The organism is Rhizobium laguerreae (assembly GCF_002008165.1).
Classification (GTDB): Bacteria; Pseudomonadota; Alphaproteobacteria; order Rhizobiales; family Rhizobiaceae; genus Rhizobium; species Rhizobium laguerreae.
The window spans coordinates 259,892-280,745 of sequence record NZ_MRDM01000010.1 but is presented as its reverse complement, the minus strand read 5'-3'; the positions used below and the strand labels follow the sequence as shown (position 1 = coordinate 280,745).

Sequence of the window (20,854 nt, the reverse complement as noted above, 5' to 3'; positions counted from 1 at the left end):
AGTCATGGCCCGATCGCGTACCGATAATCTGACTATTGCCGTCCTGCTCCCCTGCTATAATGAGGCCGCGACGATCGGCGCTGTCGTGCAGGGTTTCCGGGCGACGCTGCCCGATGCTGCAATCCACGTCTACGACAATAATTCCACCGACGGCACCGCGCTGCAGGCGATGCTTGCCGGCGCGCATGTCGTGCGCGAGCGGCGTCAGGGCAAGGGCCATGTCGTGCGCCGCATGTTCGCCGATATCGACGCCGACATCTACATCATCGCCGACGGCGACGGCACCTATGCACCTGAGGATGCCGAGGAACTGGTGCGCACGCTTCTGACCGAGCGCGCCGACATGGTGGTCGGCACAAGGCGCGGTGTGCACGCCGATGCCGGACGTCAGGGCCATGCGCTCGGCAACCGGCTTTTCAACCTGCTCTACCGGATGATCTTCGGCCCCGACTTCACCGATATCTTTTCCGGCTACCGCGCGTTTTCGCGCCGCTTCGTCAAGAGTTTCCCGGCAGTATCAGGCGGCTTCGAGATCGAAACCGAGATGTCCGTGCATGCCTCCCGGTTGAAGCTGCCGGTCAGCGAGCTGGAGCTCGACTACGGCCGCCGGCCGGAAGGCTCACATTCCAAGCTTTCGACATTTCGCGACGGCGCCAAGATCCTCTGGATGTTCGCGATGCTGATGAAGGAAACCCGGCCCTTCGCCTTTTTCAGCGCGATCAGCGCCACCTTCATGCTGGCGAGCCTCGGCTTCATGGCGCCGGTGCTGGCGGAATATTTCGAAACGGGTCTCGTCAGCCGCATGCCAACCTGGGTGCTGTCGACGGCGCTGATGATGATTTCCTTCATGCTGTTCACCGCCGGCGTCATCCTGGATTCCGTCGCGCGCGCCCGCGCCGAACAGCTCCGTATCCATTATATCGGCCTGGAAAGGCCGAGCGCGTTGAAGGCGCCGCTCAGCGACGCAGGGCCGGTCTCTCGCGCGCGTCCCGGCAAGGCGGATGCGGCATGAGAAAGCTCATCCGCTTCGCCATCGCCGGCGGCATCGGCTTCCTCGTCGATGCCGGCATCCTGTCGGCGCTGCTCCATCTCACGCCGCTCGGGCCGTTTCTGGCGCGGCTCTTGGCGATCGCCTCCGCCATGGCAGCGACTTGGGCTTTCAACCGGAGCTTCACCTTCGATCGCACCGGCCGTTCGCTTGCCGCCGAAGGCTTCCGCTACGGCTCGGTCGGGGTGACGGCAGCGCTCGTCAATTACGGGCTCTATTCCGCGCTGCTGCTGTCGCTGCCGGCGCTTCAGCCGCTGGCGGCCATGGTGATCGCCAGCATCGCCTCGATGATCTTCAGCTTCTTCGGCTATTCGCGCTTCGTCTTCCGCGCCGAGTGATTAGAGCGCCGCGCGTCCAATAGGACGCGCTAAGGACGCTCTAACCCTCTGAAGTGGCGCATAATCCTTTCCGAAAATCGATTCCGATTTTCGGGTTATGCGCTAGACTGCCTCCCAGCCGTCCTTCTCGCTGGCCCGGTAGATCGCATCGATCACCTTCTGGTTCAGCTTCGAATTTTCGAGCGTGACGATCTCTTCCTTGCCGTTCGTCACCGCCCGGGCGAAGGCCTCGACCTGCCGCTTGTACTGGCGGCTGTCCTGGAAGCGGAAGATGCGCGATTCAGTGTGGCTGCGGTCGGCAAGCTCGATCTCTTCCGGCCCCCAGCGATTGGCGTTGAAGGGCGACTTGACCTCGATGTACCCTTCGGTGCCGTGGAAGACCATGACCTGGCGGTTGGCCATCTGCGTCGAGATATAGAAGCTCAGCTCGAAATCGCCGAAATCGGCCTTGACGCTCGAATAGATATCCGTGCCGAAATCCGGATCGCGCTCGGTGATCGCCTGGATCCAGAGCGGCTCCTTGCCGGTGGAAAAACGCGTGCCCATAACGGGATAGACGCCGATATCGGGAAGGCCGCCGCCGCCGAGCTCGGGGACGTTGCGCATATTGGCGGGGTCGCGATTGAAATAGGTGAAGGCGCCCTGCACATGCCGGAGCGAACCGATGGCGCCCTCGTCGATCAACGAGCGCACCTTCTGCCAGACCGGGGAATAGGTGATCATATAAGCTTCGGTGACAACCACCCGGTTGCGGTCGCGGGCGGCGATCAGATCGTCGATATCGCCTGATTTCAGCGCTAAGGGCTTTTCGCAGAGCACGTGTTTGCCCGCATCTGCCGCCTTGATCGACCATTCGATATGCTGCGAGGTCGGCAGCGGGATGTAGACGGCGTCGATGAGGTCGGAGGCCAGCATCTCCTCGTAGGAGCCGAAGGCATGCGGCACCGAGAAGCGGTCGGCCATCTCCCTTGCGCGCGCCAGATCGCGGCTGGCAACCGCGGTGACGACGCAATTCTCCGCATCCTGGATCGCCGGAACGACATTGTCGCGGCCGATCTTCGCCGTTGAAATGATACCGAAACGCAGCATGATCCAAGTCTCCCGAACTGATTTCCGCGAACCATATTCAGGCCTTAGCTGCGGCGCAATGGCGCGGCCCGAAATCATGGAAGTTTGCCTTCCCGGATGCGCGGATCGCACTAAGTTGGTCAGGGCGGCGTTCTGCCGTATCCGCGATTTCAATTCCTTCACACTTCTGGAGAGCGTCATGGAAATGCGCCGGCTTGGAAAAACAGGTCTTTCGGTCGCGCCGATCGTTATCGGTGGCAATGTCTTCGGCTGGACAGCCGACGAAAAAACATCCTTCGCCATTCTCGACGCCTTCTTCGACGCGGGCCTGAATACGATCGATACGGCCGATGTCTATTCCTCGTGGGTTCCGGGCAACAAGGGCGGCGATTCCGAGGAGATCATCGGGCGCTGGCTAAGCCAAGCCAAGGTCTCCCGCGACAAGGCCGTTATCGTCACCAAGGTCGGCTCCGACATGGGGCAGGGAAAGACGCTGAAGGAGACCTATATCCTGAAGGCGGTCGAGGATTCGCTCAGCCGGCTGCAGACCGACTATATCGACCTCTATCTCTCGCACTGGCCGGATGAAGATACGCCGCACGAGGAAACGCTCGGCGCCTATGCCAAGCTGAAGCAGCAGGGCAAGATCCGCGCCATCGGCTGCTCAAACTATGATGCGACACTGCTTCAGGCTTCCTTCGCCGCTGCCGAGAAGGCCGGCCTGCCGCGGTACGATGTGCTGCAGCCGGAATATAATCTCTATGAGCGCGCAAGCTTCGAGGGGCCGCTTGCCGATCTCTGCGTCAAAGAAGACATCGGCGTCATCACCTATTTCAGCCTCGCCGCCGGCTTCCTCACCGGCAAATACCGCAGCAAGTCCGATACGCAGGGCCGCGCACGCGAGGGCCGAGTTTCGCAATATCTCGACGACAAAGGCCTGCGCATCCTGGCCGCGCTCGACACGGTTTCAAGCGAGACCGGTGCAGCGCCGGCAGAAATTTCGCTCGCCTGGCTGCTGCGCAAGAAGGGCGTGACGGCGCCGATCGCCAGCGCGACCAGTCTTTCGCAGCTTGAAAGCCTGGCGAAATCGGCGACACTGGCGCTTTCCGATGAGGCGATGGCGCTGCTCGACGAAGCCGGCGCCTGAAAGAAAGAGACGCCATGACCGTGACGATACGTGATGCCCGCCCCGAGGACGAAGCCCGCTGGCGCGAACTTTGGGCGGCCTATCTCGCCTTTTATGACGTCACGGTCGATGCCGATATCACGGATTCCACATGGCGCCGGGTCTTCGATCCGGAGTCGGCAATCGCGATGCGTGTCGCCGACGTCGACGGCAGGATCATGGGATTTGCGCTCTATCTCACCCATGAGGGCACGTGGATCCACGGCAGGGACTGCTATCTCGAAGACCTGTTCGTCGATGCCGATGCGCGTGGCAAAGGCGTCGGGCGGGCGCTGATGGACGATCTCGTTTCGACCTGCAGAGCCAAGGGCTGGTCGCGGCTCTACTGGCATACGAGCGAGCAGAACAGAACCGCGCGAGCGCTCTATGACAGCTATGTCGAGAGCGACGGCCATATCCGCTATAGGATCACCTTTTGAGCGATGGAAAATTCCCATACCATTCGGAATGATCGCCTTTCCAATTGGCCATACCCGGTTTGGTGAGTATGCCGCGCGGGCTGATATAGCTCTGGATCACCCGCTTCGGCCGTTCGTGCCACTGAATATTGAAGGCCCAGAGCTTGGGGAAAAAGCAGAGCGAGGCATAAGGCAGGTGGTCGTGAATCCACCAGGCGAGCCGCTGCCAGTCGCTTTCATCGTGGTAGTGGTCGATCATCCATGGCACGGCGATGCAGACGGCAGCACCCATGCAGCCGTCAAAATCCCTCATATCCCAGATGTGATGCGCTGATGTGGCGGCATTGGTCGAACAGTTTAGCTTGTTCTCGTTGCCGAACCTGTTGACCGTGGGCGAACGATAACCGGAACGGATGTGCAGGCGCCCGAACGTCGCTTCCAGTGGCTCCAGCAATTCCTCGCAAAGCCTCTTGCCCGCCTCGATCGCTAGATCGGGATCTTCGGGGATATTGGGGATGCGATGGAAATCGGCGATTTCGGAATGCAGGAAATCGCGAAGAAAGAAGTTTTGCGACAGCCGCACGCGGCCGAGATCCTCCAGACCCTTCATCGAATTCGGCTTTCGCATGACCTTACCCCCACATCGACGGCAGGAATCATCGCCCGGCACCGATTTCCAGTCCACCCGAAATCGATCGGGAACAATTAGCGCGATCTTCGCTTCTTAATGTGTCGCCGCATTCGCGGTTTTCCCCAGAACAAGGATTGAGAAAATGGCCAAGGAAAAGACGTTGGAAGATCTCTTCTACGACACGCTGAAGGACATCTACTTTGCTGAACGGCAGATTTTGCGCGCCCTGCCGAAGATGGCGCGCGCCGCCCAATCCCCTGATTTGAAGGCGGGCCTAGAGAAGCACCGCGAGCAGACCGAAGTACATGTCGAGCGCCTGCAGCAGGTTTTCGAGCTGATGGGCAAACGCGCGCAGGGCAAGACCTGCGAGGCCATCCAGGGCATTATCGCCGAGGGCGAGGAAATCATGGAGGAATTCAAAGGCACGGCCGCTCTCGATGCCGGCTTGATCTCCGCGGCTCAAGCCGTCGAACATTACGAAATTGCCCGTTACGGCACGCTGAAGACCTGGGCCGCGACGCTCGGCCTCAAAGATGCCGTCGGTCTGCTGGACCAGACGCTGCAGGAGGAAACGGCCACCGACAAGACCCTCTCTCAGCTCGCCACCACGGCGGCAAACCAGAAGGCAAAGGCTGCCTGATGCATAAGGCGCCCTAACGAGAACGGGCGGCCCGGTTTCCATTCCTTACCGGCCGCCCGTATCCTTCTCGCTGTATCTGAAGAAATCGATGAAGGCGCGTAGCGCCGGCCGCATCTGCCGCCGGGTGGGATAATACAGAAACGGTCCGGCATAGGGAGCGCACCAATCCTCCAATACCCGCACAAGCTTGCCGCTCGCCAGTTCGTCATCGACCCGCATGTCGAAAAGATAGGCAAGTCCGGCGCCGTTCAGCGCCGCAAGCAGGGCCAGCCGGTCCTCGCTGACGATCAGCGGCCCATCGACCGAAACGACAAGCTCCTGCCCGTCCTTTTCGAATTCCCAGCGATAGATCGAGCCATTGGTGAAGCGCCGCTTGATGCAACGGTGATGGACGAGATCGCGCGGATGCTCCGGCTTCGGATGATGCTCGAAATAATTGGGCGAAGCGGCGATCACCGTCGTCAGATTGGGCGAGACCTTGACGGCGATCATATCGGCCTCGAGGCTCTCTTCCAGCCGTATGCCGGCATCGAAACCCTCCTTGACGATATCGGTGAACCCATCCTCATTGGCGATCTCCAGGGTGATATCGGGATAGAGGTTGAGAAAGTCGCCGAGCCGCGGAGCAAGCAGCAGATCGGAGGCGAAGCGCGGCGCGGTGATGCGCAGGTTTCCCGCCGGCCTGGCGCGCGTATCGCGGACGGCCTCCAAGGCGATATCGATCTCCTCGAGTGCGGGACGAAGTCTTTCAAGCAGCAGGCGGCCCTCTTCCGTCGGCGCGACGCTGCGGGTGGTGCGCGCCAGAAGCCGCACCCCCAGACTTTCCTCGAGGCTCGATATCGCATGGCTGATGGCCGAGGGCGCGACGAGGAGTTCCTTCGCCGCCGCCCGGAAGCTGCGATGCTCCGAGACTGCGGCGAGAACGGCGAGTTGCGAAAGCTGGGTTCTGTTCATTGATCGAAATGATAGAACAACCCGTTAGAAACCGCATGTATTTTCTGATGGATAGCGCAGCGATAAAGTCTGCCCGTAACCGCAACAACCGATCAAGCGGCTCAAAATCAGCTCAGAGGAGCACATCATGAAAACCCGGAAACTCGGAAACGATCTGACCGTCTCTGCCGTCGGTCTCGGCTGCATGGGCATGAGCTTTGCCTATGGCGCCAGCGACGATGCGGAATCGATCAGGACACTGCATCGCGCCATCGATCTCGGCGTCACCTTCTTCGACACCGCCGAAGTCTATGGTCCCTTTACCAACGAGGTTCTTCTCGGCAAAGCGCTGAAGCCGTTCCGCGACCGCGTGGTAATCGCCACCAAATTCGGCTTCAAGATCGATGCCAGCAAGCCGGGCGCTGCCGCCATCGCCGGCGTCGACAGCCGCCCCGAACATGTGCGAGGCGTGGCCGAGGCCTCGCTGAAACGCCTCGGCATCGAGACCATCGACCTCTTCTACCAGCACCGGGTCGATCCCAACGTGCCGATCGAAGAGACCGTCGGCGCCATGGCGGAACTGGTGAAGGAAGGCAAAGTCCGGGCGCTCGGGCTTTCGGAAGCCGGCAGCGCCACCATTCGCCGCGCCCATGCAGTCCATCCGATCGCAGCCCTGCAGAGCGAATATTCGCTCTGGACGCGCGATCCCGAAGAGGAGGTGCTTGCCACGTGCCGCGAACTCGGCATCGGCTTCGTGCCCTACAGCCCGCTCGGCCGCGGCTTCCTCACCGGGTCGATCCGCAAAGTGGAGGATCTCGCTGCCGACGATTTCCGCCGTCAGGTGCCGCGGTTCCAGGGGGGAAATTTCGACGCCAATGCCGCCCTCGTCTCAACGCTCGAGCGGCTTGCTGTCGAGAAGGGCGTAACGGCGGCACAGCTCGCGCTCGCCTGGGTATTGAGCCAGGGCGACGACATCGTGCCGATCCCCGGCGCCCGCAAGCTTCATCATCTCGAACAGAATGTGGCCGCCGCCGATATCGTGCTGAGTCCGGCGAACCTCGAGCAGCTCAGCGAAGCGATCCCCACCGGACAGGTGGCCGGCAAGCGCTATTCGGACGCCTCGCTTGCCATGACGAACATCTGACCCCCCACCGAAACAAAGAGCGAAAGCCCGGTCGGTCACCACCGGCCGGGCTTGCCTTCGGGGCTGGCGAAACTATTTAACGCCATCTCTGAGAACGGGATGACAATATGTCGGACAGGCAGGCAGTCGAACAGACGGTTCATCTTTATGTCGAAGGCATGGCCTTCGCCAATGAGGCAGCCTTGAAAAAGGCCTTTCATCCGAAAAGCTCGATCATCGGCCATTACGAAAATGCGGTCGAATGGCTGACGCGGGACGAATTCATCGCCGCGATCCTGCAGGAGGAGCCGGCCCCGCCCGGCACGCAGCCCTACATGGACATCCAGAGTGTCGATGTCGAGGGCGAAGCGGCAAGCGTCAAGGTCACCGACGATTTCGCCGGCATGCGTTTTACCGATTATCTCTCGCTGCTGAAGATCGACGGCCGCTGGACGATCGTCAGCAAACTCTTCCACCTGCATCGGTGAAAAGACCGGCCACGATTCGCGACCGGTCCATTATCTGGCGACGTTGGATGAAGCTCAGCTTCTGAGGACACCGCCGGTGAATTTCATCACACTGGCGACGATCTTCTGCGTCAGCGCCTCGAAATCCTCGTCCGTCAGGGTGCGCTCGACCGGCTGGATCTGCACCTCGATCGCCACCGATTTCTTGCCGTCGCCAACCGATGCACCCTCGAAGATATCGAAGACATTGACACCGGTGACCAGCTTGCGGTCGGCACCGGTGGCGGCCTTGACGATGGCGCCGGCTTCCACCGTCTTGTCGACGACGAAGGCGAAGTCGCGCCGCACCACCTGGAAGGGCGACAGCTCAAGCGCCGGCTTAGTGCGCGTCGCCTTGCGCTTGGCCTCCGGCATGGCGTCGACATAGACCTCGAAGCCGCATAGAGCGCCGGAGACATCAAGCGATTCCAGCGTCAGCGGATGGAATTCGCCGAAATAGCCGAGCACGACCTTCGGTCCCATCTTGATCGTGCCGGAGCGGCCGGGGTGATACCATTCCGGTCCACCCTGCTCGATCTGGATATTGCCCATCGGCAGGCCGCAGGCTTCGATGACGGCGAGCGCATCGGCCTTGGCGTCGAAGACGTCGACCGGCTTGCCACCGCCCTTGGCGGCGTTCGACCAGGCGCGACCGGCGCCGGCAAGCGAGGCCGTGCCGCGGCGGATGCCGCCGGCCACGCGGCGCTGACCGTCCGGCCTGTCGTTCTCATAAGTGCCGGAGACCTCGAAAAGCGCGACGTCGCCATAACCCTTATCCGCATTGCGCTGGGCAGCGGTCAGTAGGCCAGGCAGCAGCGACGGCCGCATATCCGACATTTCGGCGGCGATCGGGTTGGCGAGCTTGAGGGCGGGCGAGCCACCGCCGAAGAGCTTTGCCTGGTCTTCCGGAATGAAGGACCAGGTAACGGCTTCGAGCATGCCGCGCGCGGCGAGCGCGCGCTTGGCGAGGCGGCTGCGGATCTGCAGCGTCGTCAGAATCTTGCCGTTGACGGCCGCATGGCTTTCAAGCGGCGCCGGCTTGATATTGTCGACGCCGTGAATGCGCATGACCTCCTCGACGAGATCGGCCTTGCCGTCGATATCGGGACGCCAGGAGGGGACAGAGACGGAGACGCGCTCGCCGGAACCGGAGACAGTGAAGCCGAGGCGCGTCAGAATCGTGGCGCTTTCCTCATTCGAGACGTCGAGGCCGGTCAGACGCTTGACTTCCGAATAGAGGAAATCGACGATCTTCGGTTCGTAACCCTTGTAGCCGACGACCTCTGCCCTAGCAGCCGTCCCACCGCAAAGCTCCAGCACCAGCTCCGTCGTGCGCTCAAGACCGGGAACCATATATTCCGGATCGACGCCGCGTTCGAAGCGGTAGCGGGCATCGGTGATGATGCCGAGCGCACGGCCGGACTTGGCGATGTTCATCGGATCCCAGAGGGCGGATTCGATCAGCACGTCGACGGTGTTCTCGTCGCAGCCGGAATGTTCGCCGCCCATAATGCCGCCGATCGATTCCATACCATTCTCGTCGGCGATGACGACGTTGTTCGGGCCGAGCTTATATTCGCGCTGATCGAGCGCCATCACCGTTTCGCCTTCCTTGGCGCGGCGCACAGTCAGGTTGCCCTTGACCTTGGCGGCGTCGAAGACGTGCATCGGCCGGCCCTGATCGAAGGTCATGTAATTGGTGATGTCGACGAGCGCATTGATCGGGCGCAGGCCGATGGCGAGCAGCCGCTGCTGCATCCAGCGCGGGCTCGGGCCGTTCCTGACGCCGCGCACGAGGCGCAACGCAAAGCCCGGGCAGAGCTTCGGATCGTCGAGACCGAGCGTCAGCTTCACCGGCGTCTCGCCTTCGGCGGCGAAGGACGGGGCGGGCCGCGTCTTCAGCGTGCCGAGGCCGGAGGCGGCGAGGTCGCGGGCGATGCCGTGGATCGAGGTGCAGTCCGGCCGATTGGGCGTCAGGTTGATCTCGATGAGAGGATCGTCAAGATGAGCATAGGCGGCATAACTCTGGCCGACCGGCGCATCCTCGGGCAGATCGATGATGCCGTCGTGGCTGTCGGAGATCTGCAGCTCCTTTTCGGAGCACATCATGCCATGGCTTTCGACACCGCGGATATTGCCGACGGCAAGCGTCACGTCGATACCGGGAACATATGTTCCGGGCGCCGCGAAGGCGCCGACGAGGCCGGCGCGCGCATTCGGGGCGCCGCAGACGACCTGGACCGGTGCTCCGGAACCGGTGTCGACCATCAACACCTTCAGGCGATCCGCCTGCGGATGTTTTTCGGCCGAGACGACCCTGGCGATAACGAAGGGCTTGAATGCCGCCTTATCGTCGACATCCTCGACCTCCAGCCCGATCTCGGTGAGGCGCGTGCAGATTTCATCGAGGCCGGCATCCGTTTCCAGATGCTCTTTCAGCCAGGAGAGCGTGAATTTCATCGTCCCAATTCTCCGTTCAAGCGCTGAGGCCGCCGAACAGCGTCGGCATGTCGAGCGGGCGGAAGCCGTAATGCGTCATCCAGCGGACGTCGGCGTTGAAGAAGTCGCGCAGGTCGGGCATGCCGTATTTCAGCATGGCGATGCGGTCGAGGCCCATGCCCCAGGCAAAACCCTGATATTCGTCCGGATCGAGCCCGCCGTAACGCAACACGTTCGGGTGAACCATGCCGCAACCGAGGATCTCCATCCAGTCGGTGCCTTCACCGAACTTGACGATCGGGCCGGAGCGGTCGCACTGGATATCGACCTCGAAGGAGGGCTCGGTGAAGGGAAAGAAGGACGGGCGGAAACGCATCGTCACGCTGTCGACCTCGAAGAAGGTCTTGCAGAATTCTTCCAGCACCCAGCGGAGGTTGGCGACATTGGCCTTCTTGTCGACGACCAGGCCCTCGACCTGATGGAACATCGGCGAATGCGTAGCGTCCGAGTCCTGGCGGTAGGTCTTGCCGGGAATGATGATACGGATCGGCGGCGTCTGCGCCTCCATGGTGCGCACCTGCACCGGCGAGGTGTGGGTGCGTAGCACCTTGCGCTCACCATTCTCATCCGGGTTGAAGAAGAAGGTGTCGTGCATCTCGCGGGCCGGATGGCCCTCGGGGAAATTCAGCGCGGTGAAATTGTAATAATCGGTCTCGATGTCGGGACCTTCGGCGATCGAGAAGCCCATGTCGGCGAAGATCGCAGTGATCTCGTCGACGATCTGGCTGATCGGATGGATACGGCCGCGCTCGGCCGGCGAAGAGCGCACCGGCAGGCTGACATCAACCGTCTCGGCCTTCAGCCGCGCATCGATCGCCGCTTGCCGGAGCGTCGTCTTGCGGGCGGTGAGCGCCTCGGTCACCGCGTTCTTCAGGACGTTGATCGCCGCACCCTTGCTTTGGCGCTCTTCCGACGTCATGGCGCCGAGCGTCTTCAACAGTTCGGAGACGGAGCCCTTCTTGCCAAGGGCGGAAACGCGCACGGCTTCGAGCGCCGTCTCGTCATCGGCGGCGGCGATTTCGGCGAGCAGCGATGCGTTGAGCTGGTCGATATCTGACATTGTCACTTCTTTCCGTCCAGTATCAGGCGGGCGATCGGGAGGTAGGCGGCGCCGGCCGGCGCCAGGAATATAAAGAAAGAAAAACCCGCGCTAGCCCAAACCAGCGCGGGTTTCCCAAATCATAAATTCAAAAGCTTGGGAAGCGCTGGTTACTTGACCGCGCCTTCAAACTCGTTCGCCGTGCCGGCTTCCTTGAGGTATTCAAGAGCCTTCTTGGCAGCGCTGACAAGCGCGCCGAATGCTTCCGGCTCGTGGATCGCCATGTCGGAGAGAACCTTGCGGTCGACTTCGATGCCAGCCTTGTTCAGGCCGTCGATGAAGCGGCCGTAGGTCAGGCCGAATTCACGCACAGCGGCGTTGATGCGCTGGATCCAAAGCGCACGGAAGTTGCGCTTGTTGACCTTGCGGTCGCGGTAGGCGTACTGCTTCGAACGATCGACAGCAGCCTTGGCGGTACGGATGGTGTTCTTACGGCGGCCGTAAAAGCCCTTTGCTGCCTTCAGAACCTTCTTGTGCTTGGCATGAGAGGTGACGCCTCTTTTTACACGTGCCATATCATGATCTCCTTAAATCTAGCGTTCGCGGACGAGTCTCAGAGACCGTTCGGCAGGTAATTCTTGATAACCTTGCGGCCATCCGGTTCTGCGAGAACCATGGTGCCACGTGCATCGCGAATGAACTTGTTGGAACGCTTGATCATGCCATGGCGCTTGCCGGCAGCGGCAGCTTTGACCTTACCGGTTGCGGTGATCTTGAACCGCTTCTTGGCAGAGGACTTCGTCTTCATCTTGGGCATTTTGCTACTCCTTCTGTCCTCCCTGCGCGCTTCATCAAAAAAGCCCTTCTCGCGAAGTCCGGTTCTCCGGCCGTCGCAACAAGGTGCGGGAGCGCTTGTTGTTGATCTGCGGCATCGGCGACGAACCGTTCCGCAAGCATTCGAAACTGCCACGGCATGCCCTGCCGGTCAGTTCGGACGCGCGCTTATAACCGCAGCGTCATGAAAGTGCAACGGGGCGGCGGAGGAATCTTCGCTGCTCCCGAAATACAGTGGCAGAAAGCACAAAAGCCGCCCTTGCGGACGGCCCTGGGCGAAAAACTGCCTGGCGCTTATTTCGGCGCCAGCACCATCATCATCTGGCGGCCTTCGAGCTTGGGCTCGGCTTCGACCTTGGCGAACTCGATCGTATCGGCCTTGACCTGCTGCAGAAGCTTCATGCCGAGTTCCTGGTGGGCCATTTCACGGCCGCGGAACTTCAGCGTCACCTTGACCTTGTCGCCTTCGTCGAAAAAGCGACCCATCGCCTTCATCTTCACCTCATAATCATGGGTGTCGATGTTCGGGCGCATCTTGATTTCTTTGACTTCGACGATCTTCTGCTTCTTGCGCGCCTCGGCAGCCTTCTTCTGGTTGGCATATTTCAGCTTGCCCAGATCGAGGATCTTGCACACCGGCGGTTCGACATTGGGGGAAATTTCGACGAGATCGAGGCCGGCTTCTTCCGCCATTTTCAAAGCCTGGTCGGTGGGCACGATGCCGACATTCTGTCCATCAGCTCCGATCAGCTGAACTTTGGGAATGCGGATTTCACGGTTCGAGCGCGGTCCGTCCTTCACGGGCGCATCGGTTTTAAAAGGTCTGCGAATGGTCGTATTCTCCTCGCGTTGTTTTCGGAACGTTGCAGCCTCGCGCTCCCGATCAGGGGCACAAACGTGTCGCGTCATCGCTGCAACGGAGTCAATATCATCCTTTAGCGGAAAAATCACCCGCTGTCAGCCTGCCAAGAATCTGTTTTATAGGCCAAAACAACAGGAGTTTCGCCGATGTCCGATCAGATGCCCGATTCCGCGCCGCAGTTCCTGACGGTCGGCGAGGGCGAGGCGGCGCGTGAGATCGCCATGCTCGTCCGCCCGGCGCAAGCCGGCAATGGCGCTCCGGCGCTTGTTTGGCTGTCCGGCTACCGCTCCGACATGAGCGGCACCAAGGCGGTAGAACTCGATGGGCTGGCGGCAGAACTTGGGCTCGCCTGCATCCGCCTCGACTATTCCGGCCACGGACTTTCCGGCGGCAGCTTCCGCGACGGCACGATCTCGCGCTGGCTGGAGGAGGCGCTTGCCGTCATCCGTCATGTCGCGCCCGATCGGGTGATCCTCGTCGGCTCGTCGATGGGCGGCTGGATCGCACTCAGGCTGGCGCAGGAGCTTGCGCGGCAGGGCGGCGTGACGCTCGACGGCCCAAAGCTCGCAGGCCCAAAACTCGCAGGGATGGTGCTGATCGCGCCGGCACCCGATTTCACCTCCGAGCTGATCGAGCCGAACCTCAGGGCCAAAGAACGCAAATCGCTGGCCGAGCGCGGCTATTTCGAAGAGCGTTCGCAATATAGCCCGGAACCCAACATCTATACGCGGGCGCTGATCGAGGACGGCCGAAAGAACCGGGTGCTCGACGGCATCATCGAAACCGGCTGCCCGGTGCACATTCTCCAGGGCATGAAAGACGCCGACGTGCCGCATGCGCATGCGATGAAACTGGTCGAACATCTTCCCGCCGACGACGTTGTGCTGACCTTCGTCCGCGACGGCGACCACCGCCTTTCCCGCCCCGGCGATATCGCGCTTCTCCTGAGTGCCGTCAAAGGCATCATCCGTTCATCAACAAATAGGCAGATGCCCGTTTGAACGGCAGAGGCGAATAAATTCGCCTGATGCAGGTCCCCCAACCCGTTGCATTTTAACCATATCGGCGGGTCGTAAGGTCCTCCCAAGAAGTAACGATTGACTCTTTCCGGCCCTCTCCATTAACACTTTGTTAATAAATAAGGGCGATGCAAGGAAAGAGCGGGCGTGCGGATCAAGGGTATCTTTGTGGCCATGATGGCCATGTTTGCGATGGCGACGGCCGCCATACCAGCCCCCAGCAGAAATGCTTCCATGGTGACAGGCAATGCCACCTCACAGCCGATCGGGCACTATGATTTCTGTCAGATTCACCGCATTGAATGCGGCGCAAATCGCAACGCCGGCCCCGTTGCCATGACCCCGGGGAAGTGGTCGCTGGTGCGTTCGCTCAACGCCACGGTCAACCGCACGATCACGCCGATGACCGACAAGGAAATCTACGGCAAGGATGAGGTCTGGGCCTATCCGACCACCGCCGGCGACTGCGAGGATTTCGCGCTGTTGAAGCGCCGCATGCTGATCCAGCGCGGCTTTCCGGCTGCCGATCTGCTGATGACCGTCGTGCGCAAGCCGGATGGTGAAGGCCATGCGGTGCTGACGTTGCGCACCGCCGAGGGCGATTTCGTGCTCGACAACCTCGCCGCCGACGTCAAGCCGTGGTTCGGCACCCCCTATTCCTTCGTCAAGCGCCAGTCGAGCTACAACGCCGGCCGCTGGGTCACCATCGAGAACGGCGGCGACGTCCTGGTCGGCGCGCTGCGGTAAGGGTTACAACAGAGAATGTGGAAAGGCCGGCGGTTTTGCCGGCCTTTTTGTTTTTGGGTCTCTCCGTTTGCACCAGGTCTGTTATTGGAGGAAAGGTGTTCGCGACCTGCCTTTCGCTTGCGCTCAAGGCGTTCGTCGCTACCGCTCCTCACCCCCCTCATCTGTCCTACGGGCATCTTCTCCCCGCTGGGGAGAAGGGGGAGCAAGACGTACGATCGTCGTTCCGATAGAAGGTCTCAAGGAGAGCGAGGCGCTGCCACGACTCCGCTTCTCCCCAGCGGGGAGAAGATGCCGGCAGGCAGATGGGGGGGTGAGCGGCGAAGCCGCGAGTGCACAGAGCGTAAGCGAAGGGCAAGGGCCGGCTTGATGCCGAGTATGACGCACCGTCTCCCGGCCCTTCGCTTCGGGCTCAGGGCGTTCGTTGCTGCAATCGATTCACTGGATCGATTGCTCGGGCTGCGCCCGACCGCAACTCACCCATTCCCGATCAGGATACCGGCGCCGAGAACCAGGCCGCCGCCGAGAACCACCTGGAAGGCGGCGCGCAGGAACGGTGTTTCCATGTAGCGGTTCTGGATGAAGGCGATAGCCCAGAGTTCGAAGAAGACGACGATGGCGGCGGTGATCGTCGCCGTCCAGAAATGCGGGATCAGATAGGGCAGTGCGTGGCCGAGGCCGCCGAGCGCCGTCATGATGCCGCAGGCAAGGCCGCGTTTGACCGGCGAGCCTCTGCCGGAGATCTTGCCATCGTCATGGGCGGCCTCGGTGAAACCCATCGAGATGCCGGCGCCGACGGAGGCCGAAAGACCGACGAGAAAGGTCTGCCAGGTATCCTGCGTGGCGAAGGCGGCGGCGAAGATCGGCGCCAGCGTCGAGACCGAGCCGTCCATCAGCCCGGCAAGGCCCGGCTGCACATAGGTCAGCACGAATTGCCGGTGCACCGTCGCGTCCTCGTCGTGCTTGACGTCTTCGGGCGTATGTTTGTCGCCCAGCATGCGGGCGATATCCTCATGCCCCTGTTCGGCAAGGGCGAGATCGCCGAGAAGCTCACGCGTCGAGGCGTCCGAGGTTCGTTTTGCCGCCTCGACATAGAAACGATAGGCCTGCTCCTCCATCGCCTCGGTTTCTTCCCGCATCGCATCCAATGAAAGGTTTGCCCTGAGCCAGTCGGGCTTGCGCTCATAGAAGCCCTGCACATGCTCGCGCCGAATCAGCGGGATGCGCTCGCCGAAACGCTGGCGATGGATCTCGATCAGCGATTTGCGATGCGTATCCTCGACCTCGGCCATATCCTCGAAGACCTTGGCCGAGGCCGGAAATTCGCGGCGCAGCCTGTCGGCATAGGCGAGATAGATGCGGGCATCGTCTTCCTCGGAAGCAATCGCCAGGGCGAGGATCTCCTGCTCGGACAGCGACTCGAAAGATCGTTTCGAGGATCTGAAAAATCGCGCCAGCATGACTTTCTCCAAATTTAGAATTATTCTAAATCTAAAGAACGTGGTGATAGCGGTCAAGTGCGCGTGCAAGCCAACTGACAGATTGCCGCAAGCGGCACGGAGGACTTTGGCACGCTGCGATAAACACCTATATGGGAGGGCGCCGCATCACGCGGCGCCGGGGTTTTGGAATGGATAATGAGATTCAGGGCCGCCCTGCCCATGTCGCGGCGATCCGCGAAAGGGCGGAGGCGGAGATGCGGGAGATGGGCGTCGACGCAGCCTTCATCGACAGGCTGGTCGAGACCTTTTACGGGCGCGTGCTGACGCATCCCGATCTCGGCCCGGTGTTCGACGCCAGGTTGTCCGGCCGCTGGCCGGAGCATATGGCGAAAATGAAGAGCTTCTGGTCGGCCGTCGCCTTCCGCAGCGGCGCCTATGGCGGCAAGCCGGTGCAGGCGCACACGGGTGTCCAGAACCTGACGCCCGATCTCTTTCCGAAGTGGCTGTCGCTGTTTGCCGCAACACTCGACGATATCGCCCCAACGCCGGAAGCCAAGGCGTGGTTCATGGCAACGGCGGAGCGGATCGCCAAAAGCCTGACACTGTCGCTCTTCTACAATCCGGCACTCGACGATCCCGCGCGGAAACTCGCCTAAGAAATCTTAGGCCTTTTCCGCCGAGGCGGTGGCGCCGGCGCTGGCCGCCACCACAAGCGCGGTACCCAGCATCTGCAACGCGGTCATCGGCTGGGCGAGGATCAGAAAGCCGGCGAGAGCGCCGAGCGCCGGTTCGAGGCTCATCAGGATGCCGAAGGATGCCGACTGCATGCGCCGCAGCGCCACCATCTCCAGCGCATAGGGCAAAAGCGGCACGAGGATGGCAAGGCCGAGAACCTCGACCAGTCCCTTCAGCGTGAAGGCGCCCCCTGTCTCGGCCAGGCCGAAGGGGGTCGCGACGAGGCCGGCAACGATCAGCGACATGGAGAGACCTTCCAGCCCCTTGAAGGCAGCGCCGACCTTCTTGGTCAGCAGGATATAGACCGCCCATCCCACAGCCGAGCCGAGAGCGAAGAGGACCCCAGGGAGATTGCCGACCCAGCCTTCGCCGTCATGGGCGAGGAAGAGAATGCCGGCCGCAGCGATCAACGGCCAGGTGAGCCGCCAGGTGAGGCCATAACCGAAGACGGCGACCGAGAGCGGCCCGAGGAAATCGATGGCGATCGCCAGGCCGAGCGGCAGCCGCTGGATCGCCGCGAAGAAACACAGCGTCATGGCAGCCGTCGTCGTTCCGAGCAGCAATGTCGCCCGCCATTGGGCGCCGCTATAACGCAGCACCGAAGGCCTGACGATAGCGGCAAGGATGATCGCCGCGAAAGCAAGCCGCAGCCAGGTGGCGCCGGCAACGCCATAAGTCGCAATGGCTGACGAAGATAGTGCCGCGCCGAACTGGATCGACGACATCGACATCAGGCACATGGCGACACCGGCCGCCAAGCCGCCCGAAGCCGGCGATACACCCGGCTGCGCGATCAAGGCTGCGCCGTCCGTGTTCTCGAAGTTCTTGATGTCCATGTGGCCCCCGATCCTGGCTCGGTTCTAGGCCGAAGACGTGTGAGAACCAAATTCAATCTTTTCATGCCGGGATCAAGAGCGCTGATGCTCAAGCGCCAAGGATCGGCCGGCAAGGATGATCTCTTCGGCGTCTTCGGCGCTCATGTCGAAGACCTTCCTGCCGATATCGAAGCTGAAGCCGTTGCGGGCGAAAGCCGAGAGCTCTTTCGCCTTTCGCTTTTCGTCAAGTTGGACCCGGCGGAAGGGGCCGAAGGCGCGCTTGCGGGCGAATATCGCCGCTGCATGGAGATCGTCAGCCTCTTCAAGCGCCGCCTCGACCTTGTCCCTGGAGACGCCCTTGGCAGCAAGCTTCTGGGCGATCGCGCGCTTCGATTTACCGCCACGCACGGCCGAGCGCGTGCTGATCTCCGCATAGGCGCGATCGTCTAGGACCTTGTTGTCATAGGCAAATTTGACCGCGAAATCGGCGATGGCCTTGAGTTGCGCCGCGCTGATATCCTCGAATTTCTCCTTCGCCTTGCGGGTGATGGCGTCAAAGAGCTGCTTTTCCGTCATCATCCGCCGCTCCAGGCGATAGATAGCGGAATTGCGCGCCCAGCTCAGCATGCGTGATGTCGGAATATCGGATGGAACGGTCTCGTCGGTCATCGGTGGTGATCAGGCTTCCAGACCCTTGAGGACATTGGCAACGTTGAGGCCGATCTCCGGCACACCGTAGCCGCCCTCCATGCAGGCGAGCACCGGCAGGCCGGCGGTTGATATCATCGCGCCCATGCGGGTGAAATCGTCGGAGGTGAGGCTGAAGAAGGAGATCGGATCGCGCTCGAAGGTATCGACGCCGAGGGCCACGACGATCGCCTCGGCGCCGAAGGTCTTGATGCGGGTGAGCGCATCGGCAAGGGCCGAAGACCAGACATGCCAAGGTGTGCCCGGCGGCATCGGATAATTGCGGTTGGCGCCGACACCCTCCCCCTCGCCTTCCTCGTCAGCATGGCCGAGGAAATAGGGAAAGGCGTGCATAGGATCACCATGCAGCGAGGCGGTGAAGACATCGCCGCGGCGATAGAAGAGATCCTGCGTGCCGTTGCCATGATGGAAATCGACATCCAGCACCGCGACTTTCCTCGCACCATGATCGAGCAGCCGCTGTGCGGCGACGCCCGAATTGTTGATGAAGCAATAGCCGCCGAAGAGATCGATGCCGGCATGGTGGCCGGGCGGGCGGCAGAGCGCGAAGGCGAAACGATTGCCTTCTGCCAGCCAGTCGGCGCCGCTGACGGCACAGCGCATGGAAGCGATCGCCGCCTCGTAGGAACCCTTGGTGATCGAGGTGTCGGCGGCATTGGCATAGTGGCCGATCGCACCGACGATATTGTCGGGCACGCGCTGGCTGGTGCGGCGAACGGCGAAGGAATTGGCGATCGCCTCGCCGGTGAAACCGGCCGCTACCCAGCGGTCCCAGACGGTGGCGAGAAAGTCCAGATAGGCGGGATCATGCACTTTTCGAGCCGTTCCCAACCCGTGCGCATCCGGTGCCACCACGTCGGTAAAGCCCGCCTCCTTGACCGCCGCGAGGATCCATTCGGCGCGGAACGGCGCCTCGAAGGGCGTCACCAGCTGACCGGCGTGCAGCTCCGTCCTGGCATCGCGCAGCTTGTGATCCTCGGAATAGATGACGCGCATTTCAGATCCTGTCCTTGATTGACAATGGAGATTTACACGGCTCGGCCCTGACAAAAAAGCGGCGCGGGCCCTTGATCGTCTGGAATAATGACGCCACCTTCGCCGGTGTTTTGAGAACGAGGAAATTTTCCGCATGAAAGTGCTGATGGTCGATGTCGACGGCGTGCTCATTCATGGTCGTCCGACCGATGGCCTGCCTCTCTTCACCTATCTGGAGCGCGATCTCGGCCTGCGCCTCGACCTGCTGCAGCAGGAATTCTTCCAGACGCACTGGGGCGATATCATCATCGGCCGCGAGGCACTGGAGCCGAAGCTCGCCGGCGTTCTCGCAAAGATCGCGCCCCACCTCAGCGCCGAAGCACTGATCGATTACTGGTTCGAGAACGATTCGCGCCTCGATCTCAATCTGCTGGAAGAACTCGCGCCTCTTAGGCAAAGCGGCATCACTCTCCTGCTGGCGACCAACCAGGAGCATAGGCGGGCACGCTACCTGATGGAGCAGATCGGCCTTAGCGCGCATTTCGACGACATCATCTATTCCGCAGCACTCGGGCACAGCAAGCCTTCTCTCGATTTCTTCCGGCTGGCGACCGAGCGGGCCGGCGTACTGCCCGGCGAGATCGCCTTCATCGACGATATGGCGGCAAACATCGAAGCGGCTCGACAGTTCGGCTGGAACGCCGCGCAATGGACGGCGGGCGCGACGCTTGGCGGCGCGCTTGCTGTCTTCGCCAAGCCGGCTTGAGCGGGGCCGGCGCAATCAGGCGAGCCGTTTGTAGAAGAGGGTGGTGGCGCAGAAACCGCCTTCCGGCCACAGCGCATAATCCGGAATGACACCGACGCGCTGCCAGCCCAGGCGCGGATAGATCGCCTCAGCATCGCTGCCGGTTGCCGTATCGAGCACGAGCAGGGTTTTGCCGCGGCTTGCCGCCTCGCGCTCGGCGGCATCCATCAGCAGCCGGGCGAGCCCCTTGCCACGGGCGGAGCGATGCACCAGCAACTTCTTCAGATCGCCGCGATGCGGCTGGTTCGGCATCTGCGCGGCACCCACCTGCACCGTGCCGACGATCCTGCCGTCGAGTTCAGCGATCAGCAGCAGATTGCCGCCGGTGGCAACGGCATCGGCGACATCACGCCAATAGGGCTCGGCATCCTCAGGCCGATAGGGTTGCATGAAGCCGACGGAGGCGCCGCCCGCGACGCAATCGACGAGCACCTCCGAAAGGGCCGGAACGGCGGCGCGGGCCTCCTCGGCGGAAAGGGTACGAATAGCAGGCATGCTGTTCTCCT

The 20,854-nt window shown here is 61.7% G+C and carries 24 protein-coding genes; 11 read left to right on the top strand and 13 right to left on the bottom strand.

All coding sequences use genetic code 11. The features are described 5' to 3' along the window. The first annotated feature begins 4 nt into the window (after positions 1-4). Positions 5-1,012: a glycosyltransferase gene (locus tag BS630_RS09805; RefSeq protein ID WP_077977265.1), complete on the top strand. Its 1,008-nt coding sequence runs from the start codon at positions 5-7 to the stop codon at positions 1,010-1,012. Next, entirely contained in the window at positions 1,009-1,386 is a 378-nt protein-coding gene (locus BS630_RS09800) for a GtrA family protein (RefSeq protein WP_077977264.1), read from the top strand. Before BS630_RS09805 ends, BS630_RS09800 begins: the two co-directional genes overlap by 4 nt. 102 nt (positions 1,387-1,488) lie before the next feature. Here the strand turns inward: BS630_RS09800 and BS630_RS09795 are convergent, their stop codons facing one another. After that, entirely contained in the window at positions 1,489-2,475 is a 987-nt protein-coding gene (locus BS630_RS09795) for a Gfo/Idh/MocA family protein (RefSeq protein WP_077977263.1), read from the bottom strand. Between the two features lie 178 nt (positions 2,476-2,653). On the opposite strand from BS630_RS09795, the gene BS630_RS09790 reads away from it, so the two are divergent. Both BS630_RS09790 and BS630_RS09785 read left to right on the top strand, forming a co-directional pair. Next, entirely contained in the window at positions 2,654-3,601 is a 948-nt protein-coding gene (locus BS630_RS09790) for an aldo/keto reductase (protein ID WP_025396756.1), read from the top strand. 14 nt (positions 3,602-3,615) lie between these two features. Beyond that, positions 3,616-4,059, top strand: a complete 444-nt coding sequence (locus BS630_RS09785; RefSeq protein ID WP_077977262.1) for a GNAT family N-acetyltransferase — start codon at positions 3,616-3,618, stop codon at positions 4,057-4,059. Here the strand turns inward: BS630_RS09785 and BS630_RS09780 are convergent. Continuing rightward, positions 4,049-4,666, bottom strand: a complete 618-nt coding sequence (locus tag BS630_RS09780) for a hypothetical protein (protein WP_017962866.1) — start codon at positions 4,664-4,666, stop codon at positions 4,049-4,051. The two genes, BS630_RS09785 and BS630_RS09780, sit on opposite strands and share 11 nt — an antisense overlap. A 145-nt stretch (positions 4,667-4,811) precedes the next feature. On the opposite strand from BS630_RS09780, the gene BS630_RS09775 reads away from it, so the two are divergent. Continuing rightward, positions 4,812-5,309, top strand: coding sequence for a YciE/YciF ferroxidase family protein (locus tag BS630_RS09775; protein WP_017962865.1), 498 nt, complete (start codon positions 4,812-4,814; stop codon positions 5,307-5,309). A gap of 45 nt (positions 5,310-5,354) precedes the next feature. On the opposite strand, the gene BS630_RS09770 is transcribed toward BS630_RS09775, so the two are convergent. Then, positions 5,355-6,263 carry a LysR family transcriptional regulator gene (locus tag BS630_RS09770; protein WP_077977261.1) on the bottom strand — a complete coding sequence of 303 codons (909 nt, stop codon included), beginning with the start codon at positions 6,261-6,263 and terminating at the stop codon, positions 5,355-5,357. A 127-nt stretch (positions 6,264-6,390) separates the two neighbouring features. Here BS630_RS09770 and BS630_RS09765 point away from each other — a divergent pair, with 127 nt between their 5' ends. Both BS630_RS09765 and BS630_RS09760 read left to right on the top strand, forming a co-directional pair. After that, on the top strand, positions 6,391-7,386 hold the full coding sequence (locus BS630_RS09765) for an aldo/keto reductase (protein WP_077977260.1): 996 nt from the start codon (positions 6,391-6,393) through the stop codon (positions 7,384-7,386). Positions 7,387-7,493: 107 nt separating this feature from the next. Further along, positions 7,494-7,853, top strand: a complete 360-nt coding sequence (locus tag BS630_RS09760) for a nuclear transport factor 2 family protein (RefSeq protein WP_017962862.1) — start codon at positions 7,494-7,496, stop codon at positions 7,851-7,853. Positions 7,854-7,907: 54 nt separating this feature from the next. Here the strand turns inward: BS630_RS09760 and pheT are convergent, their stop codons facing one another. From pheT to infC, 5 genes are all read right to left on the bottom strand, one after another. Further along, complete coding sequence (pheT, locus tag BS630_RS09755) at positions 7,908-10,331, bottom strand: phenylalanine--tRNA ligase subunit beta (RefSeq protein WP_077977259.1); 2,424 nt, start codon at positions 10,329-10,331, stop codon at positions 7,908-7,910. Between the two features lie 16 nt (positions 10,332-10,347). Further along, on the bottom strand, positions 10,348-11,430 hold the full coding sequence (gene pheS, locus BS630_RS09750) for a phenylalanine--tRNA ligase subunit alpha (protein WP_077977258.1): 1,083 nt from the start codon (positions 11,428-11,430) through the stop codon (positions 10,348-10,350). Between the two features lie 149 nt (positions 11,431-11,579). Then, positions 11,580-11,984, bottom strand: a complete 405-nt coding sequence (rplT, locus tag BS630_RS09745) for a 50S ribosomal protein L20 (protein ID WP_003544622.1) — start codon at positions 11,982-11,984, stop codon at positions 11,580-11,582. A gap of 38 nt (positions 11,985-12,022) precedes the next feature. Continuing rightward, positions 12,023-12,226, bottom strand: coding sequence for a 50S ribosomal protein L35 (gene rpmI / locus BS630_RS09740; protein WP_003544621.1), 204 nt, complete (start codon positions 12,224-12,226; stop codon positions 12,023-12,025). A gap of 311 nt (positions 12,227-12,537) precedes the next feature. After that, entirely contained in the window at positions 12,538-13,074 is a 537-nt protein-coding gene (infC, locus tag BS630_RS09735) for a translation initiation factor IF-3 (RefSeq protein ID WP_072640862.1), read from the bottom strand. 177 nt (positions 13,075-13,251) lie between these two features. Between infC and BS630_RS09730 the strand changes: the two genes are divergently transcribed. After that, positions 13,252-14,106, top strand: a complete 855-nt coding sequence (locus BS630_RS09730; protein WP_077977257.1) for an alpha/beta hydrolase — start codon at positions 13,252-13,254, stop codon at positions 14,104-14,106. Between the two features lie 165 nt (positions 14,107-14,271). Next, a complete protein-coding gene (locus BS630_RS09725; RefSeq protein WP_077977256.1) occupies positions 14,272-14,871 on the top strand; it encodes a transglutaminase-like cysteine peptidase in 600 nt (199 codons plus the stop codon). A 473-nt stretch (positions 14,872-15,344) separates the two neighbouring features. Here the strand turns inward: BS630_RS09725 and mbfA are convergent, their stop codons facing one another. Next, positions 15,345-16,328 (bottom strand): iron exporter MbfA, encoded by a 984-nt coding sequence (mbfA, locus tag BS630_RS09720; protein WP_025396747.1) that lies wholly within the window; start codon positions 16,326-16,328, stop codon positions 15,345-15,347. A gap of 170 nt (positions 16,329-16,498) precedes the next feature. Between mbfA and BS630_RS09715 the strand changes: the two genes are divergently transcribed. Beyond that, a complete protein-coding gene (locus BS630_RS09715) occupies positions 16,499-16,966 on the top strand; it encodes a group III truncated hemoglobin (RefSeq protein WP_020052469.1) in 468 nt (155 codons plus the stop codon). A 6-nt stretch (positions 16,967-16,972) separates the two neighbouring features. Here BS630_RS09715 and BS630_RS09710 read toward each other — a convergent pair whose 3' ends face one another. From BS630_RS09710 to BS630_RS09700, 3 genes are all read right to left on the bottom strand, one after another. Beyond that, positions 16,973-17,881, bottom strand: a complete 909-nt coding sequence (locus BS630_RS09710; protein ID WP_077977255.1) for an EamA family transporter — start codon at positions 17,879-17,881, stop codon at positions 16,973-16,975. Positions 17,882-17,953: 72 nt separating this feature from the next. Then, positions 17,954-18,529, bottom strand: coding sequence for a recombination regulator RecX (gene recX / locus BS630_RS09705; RefSeq protein WP_077977254.1), 576 nt, complete (start codon positions 18,527-18,529; stop codon positions 17,954-17,956). A 9-nt stretch (positions 18,530-18,538) separates the two neighbouring features. After that, positions 18,539-19,564 (bottom strand): histone deacetylase family protein, encoded by a 1,026-nt coding sequence (locus BS630_RS09700; protein ID WP_077977253.1) that lies wholly within the window; start codon positions 19,562-19,564, stop codon positions 18,539-18,541. Positions 19,565-19,697: 133 nt separating this feature from the next. On the opposite strand from BS630_RS09700, the gene BS630_RS09695 reads away from it, so the two are divergent. After that, positions 19,698-20,309: an HAD-IA family hydrolase gene (locus BS630_RS09695; RefSeq protein WP_077977252.1), complete on the top strand. Its 612-nt coding sequence runs from the start codon at positions 19,698-19,700 to the stop codon at positions 20,307-20,309. 15 nt (positions 20,310-20,324) lie between these two features. Here the strand turns inward: BS630_RS09695 and BS630_RS09690 are convergent, their stop codons facing one another. Continuing rightward, positions 20,325-20,843 (bottom strand): GNAT family N-acetyltransferase, encoded by a 519-nt coding sequence (locus BS630_RS09690; RefSeq protein WP_077977251.1) that lies wholly within the window; start codon positions 20,841-20,843, stop codon positions 20,325-20,327. Positions 20,844-20,854 lie beyond the last annotated feature (11 nt).

Coding starts and splice junctions, on each gene's coding strand:
- BS630_RS09805 (WP_077977265.1), top strand. CDS start 5: ATGGCCCGATCGCGTACCGATAATCTGACTATTGCCGTCCTGCTCCCC.
- BS630_RS09800 (WP_077977264.1), top strand. CDS start 1,009: ATGAGAAAGCTCATCCGCTTCGCCATCGCCGGCGGCATCGGCTTCCTC.
- BS630_RS09795 (WP_077977263.1), bottom strand. CDS start 2,475: ATGCTGCGTTTCGGTATCATTTCAACGGCGAAGATCGGCCGCGACAAT.
- BS630_RS09790 (WP_025396756.1), top strand. CDS start 2,654: ATGGAAATGCGCCGGCTTGGAAAAACAGGTCTTTCGGTCGCGCCGATC.
- BS630_RS09785 (WP_077977262.1), top strand. CDS start 3,616: ATGACCGTGACGATACGTGATGCCCGCCCCGAGGACGAAGCCCGCTGG.
- BS630_RS09780 (WP_017962866.1), bottom strand. CDS start 4,666: ATGCGAAAGCCGAATTCGATGAAGGGTCTGGAGGATCTCGGCCGCGTG.
- BS630_RS09775 (WP_017962865.1), top strand. CDS start 4,812: ATGGCCAAGGAAAAGACGTTGGAAGATCTCTTCTACGACACGCTGAAG.
- BS630_RS09770 (WP_077977261.1), bottom strand. CDS start 6,263: ATGAACAGAACCCAGCTTTCGCAACTCGCCGTTCTCGCCGCAGTCTCG.
- BS630_RS09765 (WP_077977260.1), top strand. CDS start 6,391: ATGAAAACCCGGAAACTCGGAAACGATCTGACCGTCTCTGCCGTCGGT.
- BS630_RS09760 (WP_017962862.1), top strand. CDS start 7,494: ATGTCGGACAGGCAGGCAGTCGAACAGACGGTTCATCTTTATGTCGAA.
- pheT (WP_077977259.1), bottom strand. CDS start 10,331: ATGAAATTCACGCTCTCCTGGCTGAAAGAGCATCTGGAAACGGATGCC.
- pheS (WP_077977258.1), bottom strand. CDS start 11,430: ATGTCAGATATCGACCAGCTCAACGCATCGCTGCTCGCCGAAATCGCC.
- rplT (WP_003544622.1), bottom strand. CDS start 11,984: ATGGCACGTGTAAAAAGAGGCGTCACCTCTCATGCCAAGCACAAGAAG.
- rpmI (WP_003544621.1), bottom strand. CDS start 12,226: ATGCCCAAGATGAAGACGAAGTCCTCTGCCAAGAAGCGGTTCAAGATC.
- BS630_RS09730 (WP_077977257.1), top strand. CDS start 13,252: ATGTCCGATCAGATGCCCGATTCCGCGCCGCAGTTCCTGACGGTCGGC.
- mbfA (WP_025396747.1), bottom strand. CDS start 16,328: ATGCTGGCGCGATTTTTCAGATCCTCGAAACGATCTTTCGAGTCGCTG.
- BS630_RS09715 (WP_020052469.1), top strand. CDS start 16,499: ATGGATAATGAGATTCAGGGCCGCCCTGCCCATGTCGCGGCGATCCGC.
- BS630_RS09710 (WP_077977255.1), bottom strand. CDS start 17,881: ATGGACATCAAGAACTTCGAGAACACGGACGGCGCAGCCTTGATCGCG.
- recX (WP_077977254.1), bottom strand. CDS start 18,529: ATGACCGACGAGACCGTTCCATCCGATATTCCGACATCACGCATGCTG.
- BS630_RS09700 (WP_077977253.1), bottom strand. CDS start 19,564: ATGCGCGTCATCTATTCCGAGGATCACAAGCTGCGCGATGCCAGGACG.
- BS630_RS09695 (WP_077977252.1), top strand. CDS start 19,698: ATGAAAGTGCTGATGGTCGATGTCGACGGCGTGCTCATTCATGGTCGT.
- BS630_RS09690 (WP_077977251.1), bottom strand. CDS start 20,843: ATGCCTGCTATTCGTACCCTTTCCGCCGAGGAGGCCCGCGCCGCCGTT.